General features: G+C 68.5%; 14 protein-coding genes. 9 read left to right on the top strand and 5 right to left on the bottom strand.

What is annotated here, in order from left to right:
* Window positions 1–13: 13 nt before the first annotated feature.
* Together MFF01_RS07435 and MFF01_RS07430 are read left to right on the top strand one after the other, a co-directional pair.
* Window positions 14–1,129: a protein-glutamate methylesterase/protein-glutamine glutaminase gene (locus tag MFF01_RS07435; protein WP_238223515.1), complete on the top strand. Its 1,116-nt coding sequence runs from the start codon at window positions 14–16 to the stop codon at window positions 1,127–1,129.
* Between the two features lie 211 nt (window positions 1,130–1,340).
* Complete coding sequence (locus MFF01_RS07430) at window positions 1,341–1,640, top strand: GCG_CRPN prefix-to-repeats domain-containing protein (RefSeq protein WP_238223513.1); 300 nt, start codon at window positions 1,341–1,343, stop codon at window positions 1,638–1,640.
* A gap of 305 nt (window positions 1,641–1,945) precedes the next feature.
* Here MFF01_RS07430 and MFF01_RS07425 read toward each other — a convergent pair whose 3' ends face one another.
* The 3 genes from MFF01_RS07425 to MFF01_RS07415 form a co-directional block, all read right to left on the bottom strand.
* Window positions 1,946–4,882 carry a PAS domain S-box protein gene (locus tag MFF01_RS07425; protein WP_238223511.1) on the bottom strand — a complete coding sequence of 979 codons (2,937 nt, stop codon included), beginning with the start codon at window positions 4,880–4,882 and terminating at the stop codon, window positions 1,946–1,948.
* Between the two features lie 136 nt (window positions 4,883–5,018).
* Window positions 5,019–5,294 (bottom strand): hypothetical protein, encoded by a 276-nt coding sequence (locus tag MFF01_RS07420; protein WP_306421580.1) that lies wholly within the window; start codon window positions 5,292–5,294, stop codon window positions 5,019–5,021.
* 161 nt (window positions 5,295–5,455) lie between these two features.
* Entirely contained in the window at window positions 5,456–6,130 is a 675-nt protein-coding gene (locus MFF01_RS07415; RefSeq protein WP_238223508.1) for an HAD family hydrolase, read from the bottom strand.
* A 343-nt stretch (window positions 6,131–6,473) separates the two neighbouring features.
* On the opposite strand from MFF01_RS07415, the gene MFF01_RS07410 reads away from it, so the two are divergent.
* The 7 genes from MFF01_RS07410 (at window position 6,474) to MFF01_RS07380 (ending at window position 13,275) form a co-directional block, all read left to right on the top strand.
* Window positions 6,474–7,274: a MetQ/NlpA family ABC transporter substrate-binding protein gene (locus MFF01_RS07410; protein WP_238223507.1), complete on the top strand. Its 801-nt coding sequence runs from the start codon at window positions 6,474–6,476 to the stop codon at window positions 7,272–7,274.
* The gene (locus MFF01_RS07405; protein WP_238224298.1) at window positions 7,274–8,404 is read left to right on the top strand and encodes a methionine ABC transporter ATP-binding protein; all 1,131 of its coding nucleotides are present in this window, start codon (window positions 7,274–7,276) and stop codon (window positions 8,402–8,404) included. Before MFF01_RS07410 ends, MFF01_RS07405 begins: the two co-directional genes overlap by 1 nt.
* Window positions 8,385–9,038: a methionine ABC transporter permease gene (locus MFF01_RS07400; protein WP_238223506.1), complete on the top strand. Its 654-nt coding sequence runs from the start codon at window positions 8,385–8,387 to the stop codon at window positions 9,036–9,038. Before MFF01_RS07405 ends, MFF01_RS07400 begins: the two co-directional genes overlap by 20 nt.
* A 14-nt stretch (window positions 9,039–9,052) precedes the next feature.
* Window positions 9,053–10,285, top strand: coding sequence for an SfnB family sulfur acquisition oxidoreductase (locus tag MFF01_RS07395; RefSeq protein WP_238223505.1), 1,233 nt, complete (start codon window positions 9,053–9,055; stop codon window positions 10,283–10,285).
* Window positions 10,286–10,291: 6 nt separating this feature from the next.
* Entirely contained in the window at window positions 10,292–11,530 is a 1,239-nt protein-coding gene (locus tag MFF01_RS07390; protein WP_238223504.1) for an SfnB family sulfur acquisition oxidoreductase, read from the top strand.
* 17 nt (window positions 11,531–11,547) lie between these two features.
* On the top strand, window positions 11,548–12,924 hold the full coding sequence (locus tag MFF01_RS07385) for an LLM class flavin-dependent oxidoreductase (RefSeq protein ID WP_238223503.1): 1,377 nt from the start codon (window positions 11,548–11,550) through the stop codon (window positions 12,922–12,924).
* 93 nt (window positions 12,925–13,017) lie between these two features.
* Window positions 13,018–13,275, top strand: a complete 258-nt coding sequence (locus MFF01_RS07380; protein WP_238223502.1) for a hypothetical protein — start codon at window positions 13,018–13,020, stop codon at window positions 13,273–13,275.
* A 4-nt stretch (window positions 13,276–13,279) separates the two neighbouring features.
* Here MFF01_RS07380 and MFF01_RS07375 read toward each other — a convergent pair whose 3' ends face one another.
* Together MFF01_RS07375 and MFF01_RS07370 are read right to left on the bottom strand one after the other, a co-directional pair.
* Window positions 13,280–13,780, bottom strand: a complete 501-nt coding sequence (locus MFF01_RS07375; protein ID WP_238223499.1) for a CAP domain-containing protein — start codon at window positions 13,778–13,780, stop codon at window positions 13,280–13,282.
* A 112-nt stretch (window positions 13,781–13,892) separates the two neighbouring features.
* Window positions 13,893–14,108, bottom strand: a complete 216-nt coding sequence (locus tag MFF01_RS07370) for a hypothetical protein (protein ID WP_238223497.1) — start codon at window positions 14,106–14,108, stop codon at window positions 13,893–13,895.
* Window positions 14,109–14,289: the final 181 nt, after the last annotated feature.

The following is a 14,289-nucleotide window of genomic DNA, read 5'->3' as shown; positions in this document are numbered from 1 at the left end:
AAGCAGTGTCACCATGCCAGCCACGAGACCCATCCGTGTCCTGATCGTCGACGACTCGGCCTCCGTGCGGCAGACACTGACCGGTATTCTAAGTGCCGCACCCGATATCGAGGTTCTGGGAACGGCCGCCGATCCCTACGTCGCGGCCCGGCGCATTCAGGACGACGTTCCCGACGTGATCATCCTCGACCTTGAGATGCCGCGCATGGATGGCCTGACCTTCCTGCGCAAGATCATGTCCCAGAAGCCGATCCCGGTGATCATCTGCTCCACCCTGACCGAGGCGGGATCGAACATGCTGTTCGAGGTGCTCGAAGCCGGCGCCATCGACGTGCTGCCGAAACCCCGGGTCGATACGCGTCAGTTCCTCATGGAATCCTCCGTGCGGGTCTGCGACGCCGTCCGCGGGGCGGCCCGGGCCCGGCTCCGGGGTCAGCGTCCCCCCGCGCGGGCGATCGAGGCGAAGCTCTCGGCCGACGCGATGATCCCGCCCCCGCTCATGGGTCGCCCCGTGGCCGAAACCGATCCCGTCATCTGCATCGGCGCCTCGACGGGTGGGACCGAATCGTTGCGCGACGTCCTCGAGGTGCTGCCGGTGGAAACGCCTGGCCTCGTCATCGTGCAGCACATGCCCGAACACTTCACGGCAGCCTTCGCGCGGCGCCTGAACGGGCTCTGCGCCATCGAGGTGAAGGAGGCGGAAGACGGCGACGTGGTGCACTCCGGACGCGCCTTGATCGCGCCGGGGGGGCGCCACATGCTGCTCCAGCGTAACGGCGGGCGCTACAGCGTGGCGGTCAAGGACGGACCCCTGGTCTCGCGTCATCGGCCGTCCGTGGACGTCCTGTTCCGCTCGGCCGCACAATGCGCCGGCGGCAACGCCCTCGGCATCATCATGACGGGCATGGGGGACGACGGCGCCACGGGCCTCCTCGAGATGCGCCGCGCCGGGGCCCACACCGTCGCCCAGGACGAGGAGACCTGCGTCGTCTTCGGCATGCCGAAGGAGGCGATCGAGCGCGGTGCCGCCGCCCGGGTGGTCCCGCTCCCTCACATCCACCTTGAGATCGCGCGCTTCGGCGCCAATGCCCACGTGAAAGCGTCTCGCTCCTCGAGAGGAGCCGACTGATCCGGCATCCGTGCGATCCGAATCGTTCGCCGGATCTTAGGGACCGCGCGGCACGCGCGAACGACCGGACCGCGCCTTTCGCTGCAGACCAAGTCTTCGATGCTTGCCCCGCCGTCGCCGCAATCCGGTCAGGCATCATTCACCCAGAGCGGGTCAATCTGGCCCTGTCCCACCCGGTTGAATGGGTGGCGCGATCTTGGAGAATCCTGTCATGAAGCACGCGAAGGTGCTTGGAATGGCTGCGGTGCTCGCCGGCAGCCTTGGTCTTGCAACGGCATCGCAGGCCGCCCCCATCTCGGTCGCTCCCCTCGGGGCGCCCGATGGGAATGCGGCGATCGAGCGGGTCGCGGGTGGCTGCGGCCCCGGCTGGCACCCCAATCCGTGGGGTGAGTGCCGTCCGAACCGCCGCCCGCCGCCCTACTGGGGCCGTGGCTATTACGGATATCGGCCCCTGCCGCCGCCTCCGCCGGTCTACGGCTACTATGGCGGACCGCGACGCTTCTACTACTGATCGAATCGTGATCCGGAAGGGGCGCCCCCACACTTAGGGGCGCCCTTTCTCGTTGTGGGACCGTCGATGATGTTCCCACATTCCCGTCAAAGGTCAGCTCGCCCGTCATCCGCACGGCCCCGGGTCAGGTCGAGAATGTTCATGTGCCGCACGCCGCCCCGCGCGGAGCCGGGTTCAGCGTGCAGGCATGTGGCGCTGGCATCGAACCGACGTCGAAGCATCGCTTAGGGTGCCTCACAAAACTCCCGATCACCGCCGGTCCTCGCTCTGGGCACAGCGGCGCCGCGGGAGTTCTGTGAAAACACTCAGGGATCGGTGTAGCTGTCCATGGCCGTGCGGTCCGAAACGGGAAGGGCTATGGTGCAGTGAACACCGTCATCCCCGAGCACGTAGCTTGTCCGTGCGCCGAGCTGGTAGGGCAGGGCGCGTTCAATGAGGTCGCGGCCTGATCCGCTCTCGCGCGATCCGCGAGCTTCCGGCATGCGAACGCCGCGCTCGCGCCATTCCATATGCAACCAAGGTCCCCGCTCCGGCTCGACGGGCTCCACGGACCACCGAATCTCGAGGTGCGCCTGAGGCTGAGCGAAGGCACCGTGCTTGACGGCATTCGTCGCGAGTTCGTGGAGGGCAAGGGCGAAAGTCTGCAGGGTCGAAGACCGCAGGGCGACTCCGGATGGCCCTTCCAGCGCGACTCTGGCAGGATCTCCGTCGAGGGCGGCGATCTCGCTGCGGATCAGCTCGTCGAGGGTGACGCGCTCACCCTCGCCGAGGCGGGACAGCAGGCCCTGCACGCGGGCGAGGGCGGCCAGACGGGTGCCGAAGCGGACCTCGAAATCCGCCAGGCTGGTGCTACGTCGCAGGGCCTTGTCCGCCATGGCCCGCACGACGCCGAGGAGGTTGCGCGTACGATGCTGCAACTCGGCCACGAGTACGCACATGCGCGCGGCTGTTTCCTTTTCTTCGGTGATGTCGCGGCCGACGCCACCGATCCAGCTCACGCCCCCCGTGGCGTCGCGCATGGGGAAATCGGTGCTGCGCAACCATCGGATCGCGCCATTGTCGGGCAGCCTGACGCGGTACTCGAAGGTAACGCGCTCGCCCGTGCGGACCCGCTTCAGGTTCGCCAAGGCATGTTCGCGATCCTCGGGCACGATCATCTCGATCCAGCCCATCATGTTGTCGCCGGACAATGCCGTGGCGCGATCGAGACCGTAGATCGTTTCGAAGGCCGGCGTGAGGTACATCCATTGGAACGTCGCGGCGTCGCGGATCCACAGGACGTCGGACGACGCCTCGCCGAACTGGGTAAGTCGTTCCTCGCTGGCGCGTAGGGCGGTCTCGGCGGTCTTGCGCGCCGTGACGTCGCTGGCCGTCCCCAGCCATTCCCTGATGGTCCCGTCCTCGGTCAGGATCGGTACGATGCGGGACTGGACCCAGCCGAAGGAACCGCCGGGCTGCATCATCCGATGCTCCAGGGCGACGAGCGAACGGGTTGCGCACGCCTCGGCCTTGGCGGCGCGGAGCGCTGCCCGATCGCCGGGATGAACGTAGCGCTCCCACCAGAGCGCACTCCGCTGTTCGGCGCTGCCGTGGAACTCACCCCCTTCCAGCACTTTCAGCATATGTATTTCGGTCCAGTCCGGGCTCATGCGGTAGACCACGTCCGAACTCGCGGTCACGAAGGCCCTGAAGCGCTCCTCGCTCTCACGAAGGGCCGCTTCGGCGTTCTTACGAGGCAGGATGTCCTTGAACAGGACTGCAACCTGCCGCTGGTCGGGCGAGCCGATGCGGAAGGCATAGACCTCGTACCAGCGCCCGAGCGCATCCGCCCGGGCCTCGAAGCGTTCGGGCTCTCCCGTCAGGGCGATCCGGCCGTAGGTTTCGTGCCAATGCGGTTCGTTTCCGGCCACCATGCCGCTGATGGTCATGCCCGTGGCGCCGCTGAGCCCAGTCTGTTTCTCGAAGGCTTGATTCACGGTGAGGAAGCGGTAATCCACCGGCTGCTCTGCGTCGTCGAACAACACCTCGATGACGCAGAACCCCTCGTCGATGGAATCGAACAGGTTCCGGTACCGCGCCTCGCTCTCGTTGAGCTTGGCCTGTGCCACTTCGTCCCGAAGCCGCAGGATCTCGTCCTGCGCCGCCTTCCATGCGGTGATGTCCTTGGTGGTGGTCGCCACGCCGTCGCCGAGCTTCACCGCCGATTGGTAGAACCAGCCGTCGAACTGTTCATGGACATAGTGGCGCTCGTGGCAGGACGGGCGGCCAGTCTCGACGACCTCCTTGAAAGCATCGAAGATGCCCTCCTGCAGCACGCCGGGGTTGCGCTCCAGCATGCTCTGTCCTTGCACATCGCCGAAGCGGCTCGCAGAGGTGTGGTTGTTCAGCAGCCACCGGAAGTCGACGATCGCCCCCGATGCGTCGCGGACGGCTTCGAAGACCTGAATCATGTCCATGGAGCTGTCCAGGGTGGCCTGGAACAGGTCGCGGCTCGCCTGCAGCTGCCGCGTCCGCTCCTGCACCTGCCATTCGAGTTCGACGCGATGGTGTACTTCGACCTGGCGCAGCGCCTCGTGGGCCTCCGTGAGGGCGGCGGTGCGTTCCGCGATTCGCTGTTCCAGCCTGTCCCTGGCCGTCTGTGCCTCGTGGAGGGCGGCGGTCATCGCGAAGGCGGCGGCCGCGAAGCGGGTCAGCCGCGTGAGCAGCCGAAGGTCTTCGCCGTCGAAGGCTCGCTGTGTATCGTGGGCGCTCACCCAGAGTGTGCCGACTGGCGCATCGTGGGCGTGGAAGGGAACGAGCAGCACTTCGTGGATCGGCGGCTCGAACGCGCGGCCGGTAAAGATCCTGTGCGGGTCCGAGAACAGCAGGGGCGTATCGCGCGTCACCACGACACCGCACGGGCTCGCCTCGAAGGGCATGGTCTCGCCGAGATACCCCGCCCAGAGACCCGCGAGGGCGTGCCACCGAAAGTGCGCCTTGCCCTCGTTCCGCTCGAGGAGACTGATGCCAGCCGAACCAGCCAGATCCATCTCGACAATCAGGTTCACGAGACGCTGAAGCACCGTGCCCGGGCTCGTGGCCAGCTCGCTGGCGAGTTCGGACAGGATATATGCCTCGGCCTCGTAGTCGGGCGTGCGGGCGGGACGCGTCGCCAGAGCCTCGGTGATCAGGGCATCGTCCAGCTGGATGGCGCGATCCGGTTGATCTTCCGGTGACCCGGCCTCGTATCGCTCGTCAGTCATCGAGGTCCGCAGCGATCTGGCAGGAACGCGCCGGAGCGACGTCGCTCCCGAGCGATGGAGTCTTGTAGCAGACCGGGTGGATTGCCCTCAATCGGCATGAGGGTCTGCGACGCATCGGACGTGAACCTTCCCATGCTTAGCGATCGAGGACGAACAGCAGCGTGCCGATGACCACTGGGATCAGGACGATGGCGCCCGTGAACAGTGGCAGGACCCAGGCGTTGCGGCCCTGCGGCTTGGCTGCCGCCTGCACACGCGGCGACGCCGCCTCGGTCGCGCGGGCAAGGGCGACGCGGTCGTGAGACGGGGGATTGCCGGCGGCCTCGTCGTCGGTCCCGAGTTGCGACAGGCCGGGATCGTAGTGGGCGACCTTGTCGCCGGTCCGCCCGCTGTCGATATCGGCTTTCAGCATCGCTGTCGTCGGCCGGTCGGCTACCGGGGGCGTCGCAACCGTGATGTTTCCCGGTGGCGGCGGATCTTCGGAACGTAGTGTCATGGACGGTCTCCTCGGCGCCTGTCGGGGGAAACGCCTGAACCCCATCGCCGTTACAAATCGGCCTGAGGCAGATCGCATCACATCGCGGGCGCGCCCAGGGCCGAGCGATCGTAGGCTGCGAGTAGCTCCGCCGGATCGCGATAGGTGGCGATGCAGCCCGCCTGCATCAGTTCCTCGGCCGTCCAGCCGCCGCCGAGCAAGCCGATGGTGCGAAGACCGGCCTTGCGCGCCGCCTCGGCGTCGTAGGGCGTGTCGCCGATGACGACCGCCTCGTCGGGCGCGATCCCGTCGAGCCGGTCGAGGGCGGCTTCGAAGATGTCGGGATCGGGCTTGCTCGCTTCGGCATCGTCCGACGAGGTCTCGGTCTCGATCAGATCCGCGATCCCGGCGATCGTCTTGTAGGTCTGAAGTTCGTCCGCCTTGGCCGAGGATGCCAGGGCGAGGTGCCGTCCATCGGCCAGGAGGCGCTCGACGAGGGCCCGCACCTCGGGAAAGCCCTTGATGGTCGGCAGGTAGCGCGTCTTCAGAATCTCGGCTCTGTGCTTCTCGAGGGCCTCACCCCGTTCTTCGATCTCCGCCTCCGACAGGAACACCGGCAGCAGGTGGTCGCCCCCCTTGCCGATCTGGCGTCGGATGTCCTCCAGGGGGAAATCGTGCCCGAAGTCGCGGAACGCGTCCTGCCAGGCCTTCGCATGCTGGGGCACGGAATCGATCAACGTTCCGTCGACATCGAAAATCACTGCTCTCAGCATGGCCCGCCTGCTCTGCACCAGGGGAGAAGTGGCCGGTTGCCCGTCCTGTTCCGGAGCCGGGCGTTCGCGCCGTGGGCGTGACGTCGCGCCCTCGGCGTTGGCGGCCAGCACGAAGACGCAACGACCGCAGGAAACGGGAAGGAACGCGAATCTAAAAGACCTCCGTTTCGGGAGATGGTTTGGGCTGTATCGGGCCGATCTTTGGAATGTGCGGCGGAACGTCTTTGTTCTAGCCTTGGACCATCAGACGAGCCCGGTGCGAACACCCGTGTCGCCCGACAATCGGGTTTCGCCGTTCCCCTCCTCGGCCCGTGCCGAGCCGATATCCGTGAGTTCCGCCATCATGCGAGCCTTGAGACTGTTCGCCGTCGCCGCCCTGACGCTGGGGACGATGGCCGCCCAGGCAGCGAGCCTGAAGATCGGCGTGGTGCCGGGGGCCTACGCCGACGCGGTCAACGCCGTCCTGCCCGAGGCGAAGGCACAGGGCATCGACGTCACGGTCGTCGAGTTCAGCGATTGGACGACGCCGAACGTCGCCCTCGATGCGGGCGATATCGACATGAACTTCTTCCAGCACCGGCCCTTCATGGAGAATGCCGAGACGCAGAAGGGCTACGATTTCGCGATCGTCGGCCTCGGGATCCTGCAGAATCTCGGGCTCTACTCCCTGAAACACAAGAGTCTCGATGCCATACCGGTCGGCGGGCGCGTCGCCATCGCCAACGATCCGGTCAATCAGGGCCGTGGCTTGCTGCTGCTGCAGAAGGCCGGCCTGATCAAGCTGCGCGACGGCGTCGGCTTCCTCGGCACCCTCGACGATATCGCCGAGAACCCGAAGAAGCTGAAATTCATCGAGGTCGAGGGGCCGCAGCTTGCCCGGATCACCGGCGACGTCGACCTTGCGCAGGGCTACCCGCACTTCATCGTGGCGTCCGGCGCCTTCGATCCGACGAGCGGCCTCGTCTATTCGGGCATCGAGGACAAGCTCTTCGCCGTGAGCTTCGTCACCAAGGCGGCGCGCAAGGACGATCCGACGATCCGCAAGTTCGTCGCGCTGTTCCAGGCCTCCCAGGCCGTGAAGACGCAGATCCACAAGTCGTTCGCCGACAGCGACAAGCTCTACGTGCTGGCATGGCTGGAGTGATGCTGGGCCTGGCCTTCCACGGCATCCACGACCCGGTTCGCTGGGACACGGCGAGCGCTCGTCCCATTCCCGCCGCACGGACCGCGACGGCGGGCGGGGCGGCCGGCACCGTGCGGTTCGAGGCGGTCTCCAAGACCTACCGCTCCGCCTCGGGGACGGTCCAGGCCCTCGACGCCATCGATCTTGCGATCCCCGCCGGAACGATCTTCGGCATCATCGGTCGCTCGGGTGCGGGCAAGTCGAGCCTGCTGCGCACCATCAACCGCCTGGAGGAGCCGACCTCCGGCCGGGTGATCGTCGACGGCGAGCCGATCGAAGCCCTCGATGCCGACGGCCTCGTGGCCCTGCGCCGGCGCATCGGCATGATCTTCCAGCACTTCAATCTGCTGTCAGCCAAGACCGTACGGCAGAACGTTGCCCTGCCGCTCGCCGTCGCCGGGGTGCCCAAGGCCGAGATCGGCCCTCGGGTGGACGAAGTGCTGCGCCTCGTGGGGCTGGAGGGCAAGGCCGACGTCTATCCCTCCCGGCTCTCGGGCGGGCAGAAACAGCGCGTCGGCATCGCCCGCGCCCTCGTCACCCGGCCGGCGATCCTCCTGTGCGACGAAGCGACCTCCGCCCTCGACCCCGAGGCCACGCTCGCGATCCTGGGGCTCCTGCGCGACATCAACCGGCGCCTCGGCATCACGATCGTGCTCATCACCCACGAGATGAGCGTGATCCGCGAGATCTGCAGCGACGTTGTCGTCCTGGAGCGCGGGCGGATCGCCGAGACCGGGCCGGTCTGGCGGGTCTTCGGGCAGCCCGAGCATGCCGCCACGCGGGCGCTCCTTGAGCCCCTGAGCCGCGATCTGCCGGAGGATCTGGCCGCCCGCCTGCGCTCGGACCGGACGGCCGGCGCCTCCCTCCTCCTGCGGATCACCTGCGCGGGCGAGGCCCTCGATCTCGCGGCCCTCACCGGGGCGGCGGGTGCGCCGGTGCGCCTGATCCAGGCCGGCATCGACCGGATCCAGGGCCGCGCCGTCGGCCGGATGATCGTCGCCATCGCGGGGGCGGCACCCGAGGTCGAAGAGCGCCTCAGGGTTCTCGGGGGTGAGATCGAAAGGATCGGGTATGTCGCCGCAGATGATTGACCGCCTCTGGCAGGCCGGTCTCGATACCCTAGTCATGGTCGCCGCCTCCGCCGGGATCGCGGTGCTGGTCGGGCTTCCCCTCGCGCTGTTCCTCGTCACCTCCGGCCCCCGCGGCATCTTCCCCGCGCCCCGAACGAACCGGGTGATCGGCACCCTCGTCAACGGCTTTCGCGCCGTGCCCTTCATCGTGCTCCTCGTGGCGCTGATCCCGTTCACCCGCCTCGTCACCGGCACCACCATCGGCGTCTGGGCGGCCATCGTGCCCCTCGCGGTGAGTGCGACGCCGTTCTTCGCCCGCATCGCCGAGGTCTCCCTGCGCGAGGTCGATGCTGGGCTCATCGAGGCGGCCCAATCCATCGGCTGCCGGCGCCGGCACATCCTCGCCCACGTGCTCCTGCCCGAGGCGCTGCCGGGGATCGTCGCCGGTTTCACCATCACCCTCGTTTCGATGATCGGCGCCTCCGCCATGGCGGGCGCCGTCGGGGCCGGCGGCCTCGGCGACGTCGCGATCCGCTACGGCTACCAACGGTTCGACACCACCGTGATGACCGCCGTGATCGCGATCCTCATCGCCCTCGTCTGCCTCGTCCAGCTCGCGGGCGACACGGCCGTGCGGCGGCTCAGGGCCCGGTGACGGATGTGCTTGCCATGACATCGCTCGTCGACCCGGACGCCGTGGACCGGCATCCGTCGCCTCCCACGCCTCCGCAACGGATCCGCTCGGATGCCGAGGCCATCGCGGCGGCCCATGCCGTCGCCCGTCTATTCGCCGAGGGCGCGTCGGAGCGCGACCGCGCGCGGCGCCTGCCCTGGGACGCCGTCGAGGCCTTCACGGCGAGCGGGCTTGGCGGCATCACCGTCCCGCGCGCGCAGGGCGGGGCGGATGTCTCGCACGCGACTCTCGCGGAGGTGTTCGCGATCCTGGCGGCCGCCGACGCCTCGGCGGCGCAGATTCAGCAGAACCATTTCGGTGTGCTCGCCCTCGTCCGCGCGGCGGCGCGTCCAGCGCAGGCCGAGCGGATCTATTCGGACGTGTTGGCGGGGCACCGGATCGGCAATGCCGGCCCGGCGCGCGACGGAAAGGCCATCACCCAAACGGGCGTGCGGTTGATGCCCGGCCCGGACGGCCCGCGCCTGTCCGGGGAGCGCTTCTACGCGACGGGCGCCCTGTTCGCGCACTGGATTCCGGCGCGCGCCCAGGACGCCGATGGCCGGCCCGTCCTCGTCTGGGTCCGGCGCGAGGCCCCCGGCGTACGGGTCGTGGACGATTGGCAGGGCTTCGGCCAGCGCACCACCGCGAGCGGAACCGTGATCTTCATCGACGCGCCCGTGGAGGCGGGCCTCACCCTCGATCTCACGGGACTGACCGACCGTCCGGGCCTGTTCGGCGCAACATCCCAGCTCGTCCACGCCGCCATCGATGCGGGGATCGGCCGGGGCGCGGTGGCGGCGGCCCTGGATTTCGTCCGGACGACGACGCGTGCCGCCCCCTTCACCGTCGCGGACGCCACGGAGGACCCGTACATCCTCGGCGAAATCGGCCGCCTGGAGATCGACCTGCACGCCGCCGAGGAGGTGCTCGCCCGCGCCGGACGAACCCTCGACCGCGTGGCCGCCGCCGCCGTCACGGCTGCGAGTGCGGCAGAGGCCTCCGTGGCGGTGGCCGAGGCGAAGATCCTCACCACCGAACTCGCCCTCGAGGCTTCCGAACGTTTGCTCGAACTCGCCGGGACCTCGGCGACGCGGGCGGCTCCCAATCTCGGCCGGTTCTGGCGCGACGCGCGCGTGCACACCCTGCACGATCCGGTGCGCTGGAAGTACCACCTCGTCGGCAACTACACCCTGAACGGCGCGCTGCCGCGCCGGCATCAGTGGAACTGACGTCCGATGCCGCTCCAGTCCCACGAGACCGCCTTCACACGCGCGCCGGCTCCACCCCGCCCGGTGCCGGTGATCCCCGACGATGACACGGCGCTCGCCGTCGCCCGCACCCTCGCGGAGACGTTCATCGCGTCAGCCGCCGCCCGTGATCTCGAACGGGACCTGCCCTTCGCGGAAGTCGAGCGTTTCACCGAATCAGGCCTCTGGGCCATCACGGTGCCGAAGGACTACGGCGGCACCGGCGTCGGCAGCGCGACCGTGGCGCAGGTCATCGCCATCGTGTCGGCGGCGGACGGCTCCCTGGGGCAGATTCCCCAGAACCACTTCTATGCCCTCGAAGTGCTGCGCAACGGCGGCAGCGAGGCGCAGAAGCGGGCGCTCTATGCCCGTGTGCTCGCGGGCGAGCGTTTCGGCAACGCGCTCGCCGAGATCGGTCGGCGCGACCACCGTCGCCGCACCCGCCTCGTGCGCGACCCTGCCGGCTGGTTCGTCGAGGGGCGAAAGTATTACTGCACCGGCTCGCTGTTCGCCCACCGCATCCCGACCCTGGTGGAGGCCGAGGAGGAGGGGGAGACGGTCGCCTATCTCGTCTTCGTTCCGCGCGATGCGCCGGGGATCACCCTGGTGGACGATTGGGATGGATTCGGCCAGCGGCTCACAGGCTCGGGCTCGGTGCTGTTCGACCGCGTGCGCGTGGAGCCCGACTGGGTCGTGCCCTTCAGCGCCTCCATGGACCGCCCCACCGCCATCGGACCCTTCGCACAGATCCTCCATGCGGGGATCGACCTCGGCATCGGCCGGGGGGCGTTTGCCGAAACACTGCCCTTCGTGCGCGACCGGGCCCGGCCGTGGATCGATTCAGGGGTCTCGCGCGCCAGCGACGATCCCCTCACGCTGCACGCCATCGGCGACGTGCGGGTGCGCCTCACCGCCGCCGATGCCCTGCTCGAACGGGCCGGACGCTTCGTCGATGCCGCGCGGGACGCGCCGGACGAAGCAACCGTCGCGGCGGCGTCCGTGGCCGTGGCGGAAGCGCGCTCCGCCAGCCACCGGGCCGGGCTCCTGGCCGCCAACAAGCTCTTCGAACTCGGCGGCACCGCGGCCACCGACCGCGCCGAGGCCCTCGACCGCTACTGGCGCAACGTCCGCACCCACTCCCTGCACGATCCCGTGCGCTGGAAGCATCACTGGATCGGCGCCTACCATCTCAACGGTCGGCTGCCGCCCCGGCACGGCGCCCTCTAACGGCGGCCCCAGGTTCGATGAAGAAACAGATTCTCCTCAACGCGTTCAACATGAACTGCGTCGGCCATATCAATCACGGTCTCTGGACCCACCCGCGCGATCGGTCGGCGGAGTACAACACGCTGCAATACTGGACCGACCAGGCGAAACTGCTGGAACGCGGCCTGTTCGACGGCCTGTTCATCGCCGACATCATCGGGGTCTACGACATCTATGGCGGGGGCATCGACGTCACCGCGCGGGAGGCCGTGCAACTGCCCGTTAACGAACCGACCGTGCTCGTCTCCGCCATGGCGGCGGTGACGCGGCATCTCGGCTTCGGGCTCACGGTCAACGTCCACAACGAAGCGCCGTCCACCTTCGCCCGGCGCCTCTCGACCCTCGATCACCTCACGGGCGGTCGGGTCGGTTGGAACGTCGTCACGGGCTACCTCGACAGCGCCCATCGCGGCCAGGGCAGCGGCGCATTGCCCGCCCACGACCGGCGCTACGATTACGCCGACGAGTACATGGATGTCCTCTACAAGCTCTGGGAAGGCAGCTGGGGTGACGCGGCCGTGCGGCGCGATCCGGCGGCCAGGGTCTTTGCCGATCCGGCCCATATCCGCCCGGTCTCGCATCGCGGCGAATACTTCGATGTCGCGGGCTTCCACCTCGCCGAACCGTCGATCCAGCGAACGCCGGTGCTCTATCAGGCCGGCGCCTCGGGGCGCGGCCGGGCGTTCGCGGGGCGCCATGCCGAGTGCGTCTTCATCTCCGCCCGCGACCGCGCGAGCGCGCGCGAAGCCGGGCGGGCGATCCGGGCCGAGGCCGTGGCTGCCGGACGCCGGCCCGACGACGTGAAGATCTTCGTCGGCCTCGCGGTGATTCCGGGGCGGACCCAGGCCGAGGCCGAGGAGAAGCGCGCCGAATACCTGCGTTATGCGAGTCCAGAAGCCGGGCTCGCGCATTTCTCCGCCTCCACGGGGATCGATTTTGCCGCCTACGGCCTCGACGATCCGATTCCCTACGGCCAGGGCAATGCCATCCAGTCGGCCAACGCCGCCGCCGCCCGGCGCGGCCTGACGAAGCGCGATCTGCTGGCCGAACTCGGCCTCGGCGGGCGCTACGCCGTCCTCACGGGGGATGCGGTGACGGTCGCGGACGAACTCCAGGCCTGGGTCGAGGAAGGCGAGGTCGACGGGTTCAATCTCAGCCGGATCGTCGTGCCGGAGAGCTTTTCGGATTTCATCGACCTCGTGGTGCCGGAGCTTCAGGATCGCGGGCTCTACAAGACCGCCTACGCGGACGGCTCGCTGCGGCGAAAGCTCTTCGCGGAGGGCGACCGTCTGCCGGAGCGTCATGCCGCCCACGCCTTCCGCCACAGCGCCGGACTGAATGGTCCGTCTGTGTGAGGGGAGGGTGGTGACGGTTGCGGCGTTCCGCGCCCGGCGGTACCGATCCTTTCCCGGTGCCTTGCAGCACGGCCCAACTCTGGATGATCCGACATGTCCGAGCCGCGCGGCTTTCCCACACCGTGGCTCGTCGTCGAGAAGGCGGAAAGCTTCTGCGTCGAGGACGCGTCGGGAGCCGCCGTGGCCTGGACCTACTTCTCGGACGACGATGCGGTTCGGTCGGCGACGGGCGTGATGACCCGCGACGAGGCGCACCGCATCGCCAAGGCGGTGGCGATGATCCCAGAGATGCGCACGATCATCCGGACCTTGCAGGACGGCCTCGCCGAAGCCGACGCGTCGGAGAGTTGAGCCCTCAGCCGCCGGCGAGAACCAGGGCCCAGAAGCGCTTGTAGCGTGTGCCCGGCGCATCGACGCGGGCGATGCCGACGCGTTTCAGCTGCGGAATCAGCATGTTCTTGTTATGCTCCGGGGAGGCCTTCCAGCGCGCCAGCACTTCGTCGAAGGTGTTTGCACCCGCACTGAGGTTCTCGGCCGCGTAGGCGCGCCCGAAACCGGCCTGCGCCATGCGGCTATCGAACGTGCCGCCGATCTCGTGGCTCAGCCGTCCGGCCTTGGCGTTCGAGGCGGCCTGATAGGAGGCCGCGCGGATGAGGCTCGAGTCGATGGTCACCGGCCCGAGACCGTGTTGCGCCCGGTAGCGCGAGATCGCCGCGGCGGCCGCCTGTTCGTTGAGGATCACGACGCTCGTCGGCGTATCGGCCGTGAGGAGCGACGGCGCACCACAGCCGGCGAGGCCGAGCGTGAGAAGGGCGGCACCGCCGAAGGCGGCAAAACGGAAGGGAATCGGTGGCATCGGCTCGAAGGGGCGCAGGCGGGGTCGCCCGCAAGCCCTTCATGGTTCGATGCGGCGAAAACGCGGCGCTGCCCCCGCCACTCCTCTGGGGGCATTCGAGGCACGCGGCCGGTCAGATGCGAGTGCCGGGATCGCGCAAGGGCGCGCCGCAGCGCCAGCCGGTGATGCGATAGGCCGGGTGCGTCTCGATCCACCGCGCCAGTTGCGGCTGAGCCACATGCTGGCAGGCTTGCGCATCTGCGACGTCGAGGGCCAGGCGCCGCGCTTCGCACGTATCGGGCGCATGGCTCATGCACGCGGTGAAGTAGAGGAAGAAGAATCCCGGCATCGTCCACCCTCCGCAACCACGCGCGACGGACCCGAGCGTCCTTCGGCCGGATGCAGGCATGAAGGGTAGAGTTTCCGCGCGCGAAAGCGAGCCGGCGCAATGTCACCTGCACACACCGAGCTGAGGCCAAGGCCGCGAAGGAGATCGGTCGATCTGGGAAAGTGGCGCGGGCGACGGGACT

Origin of the sequence: Methylobacterium adhaesivum (genome assembly GCF_022179065.1) — a bacterium.
GTDB lineage: Bacteria > Pseudomonadota > Alphaproteobacteria > Rhizobiales > Beijerinckiaceae > Methylobacterium > Methylobacterium adhaesivum.
This window is presented reverse-complemented; position numbering and strand designations above follow the sequence as displayed.

Bases quoted from the DNA above. Each gene is read 5' to 3' on its own strand.
- MFF01_RS07435 (WP_238223515.1), top strand. From the start codon at position 14: ATGCCAGCCACGAGACCCATCCGTGTCCTGATCGTCGACGACTCGGCC.
- MFF01_RS07430 (WP_238223513.1), top strand. From the start codon at position 1,341: ATGAAGCACGCGAAGGTGCTTGGAATGGCTGCGGTGCTCGCCGGCAGC.
- MFF01_RS07425 (WP_238223511.1), bottom strand. From the start codon at position 4,882: ATGACTGACGAGCGATACGAGGCCGGGTCACCGGAAGATCAACCGGAT.
- MFF01_RS07420 (WP_306421580.1), bottom strand. From the start codon at position 5,294: ATGCTGAAAGCCGATATCGACAGCGGGCGGACCGGCGACAAGGTCGCC.
- MFF01_RS07415 (WP_238223508.1), bottom strand. From the start codon at position 6,130: ATGCTGAGAGCAGTGATTTTCGATGTCGACGGAACGTTGATCGATTCC.
- MFF01_RS07410 (WP_238223507.1), top strand. From the start codon at position 6,474: ATGCGAGCCTTGAGACTGTTCGCCGTCGCCGCCCTGACGCTGGGGACG.
- MFF01_RS07405 (WP_238224298.1), top strand. From the start codon at position 7,274: ATGCTGGGCCTGGCCTTCCACGGCATCCACGACCCGGTTCGCTGGGAC.
- MFF01_RS07400 (WP_238223506.1), top strand. From the start codon at position 8,385: ATGTCGCCGCAGATGATTGACCGCCTCTGGCAGGCCGGTCTCGATACC.
- MFF01_RS07395 (WP_238223505.1), top strand. From the start codon at position 9,053: ATGACATCGCTCGTCGACCCGGACGCCGTGGACCGGCATCCGTCGCCT.
- MFF01_RS07390 (WP_238223504.1), top strand. From the start codon at position 10,292: ATGCCGCTCCAGTCCCACGAGACCGCCTTCACACGCGCGCCGGCTCCA.
- MFF01_RS07385 (WP_238223503.1), top strand. From the start codon at position 11,548: ATGAAGAAACAGATTCTCCTCAACGCGTTCAACATGAACTGCGTCGGC.
- MFF01_RS07380 (WP_238223502.1), top strand. From the start codon at position 13,018: ATGTCCGAGCCGCGCGGCTTTCCCACACCGTGGCTCGTCGTCGAGAAG.
- MFF01_RS07375 (WP_238223499.1), bottom strand. From the start codon at position 13,780: ATGCCACCGATTCCCTTCCGTTTTGCCGCCTTCGGCGGTGCCGCCCTT.
- MFF01_RS07370 (WP_238223497.1), bottom strand. From the start codon at position 14,108: ATGCCGGGATTCTTCTTCCTCTACTTCACCGCGTGCATGAGCCATGCG.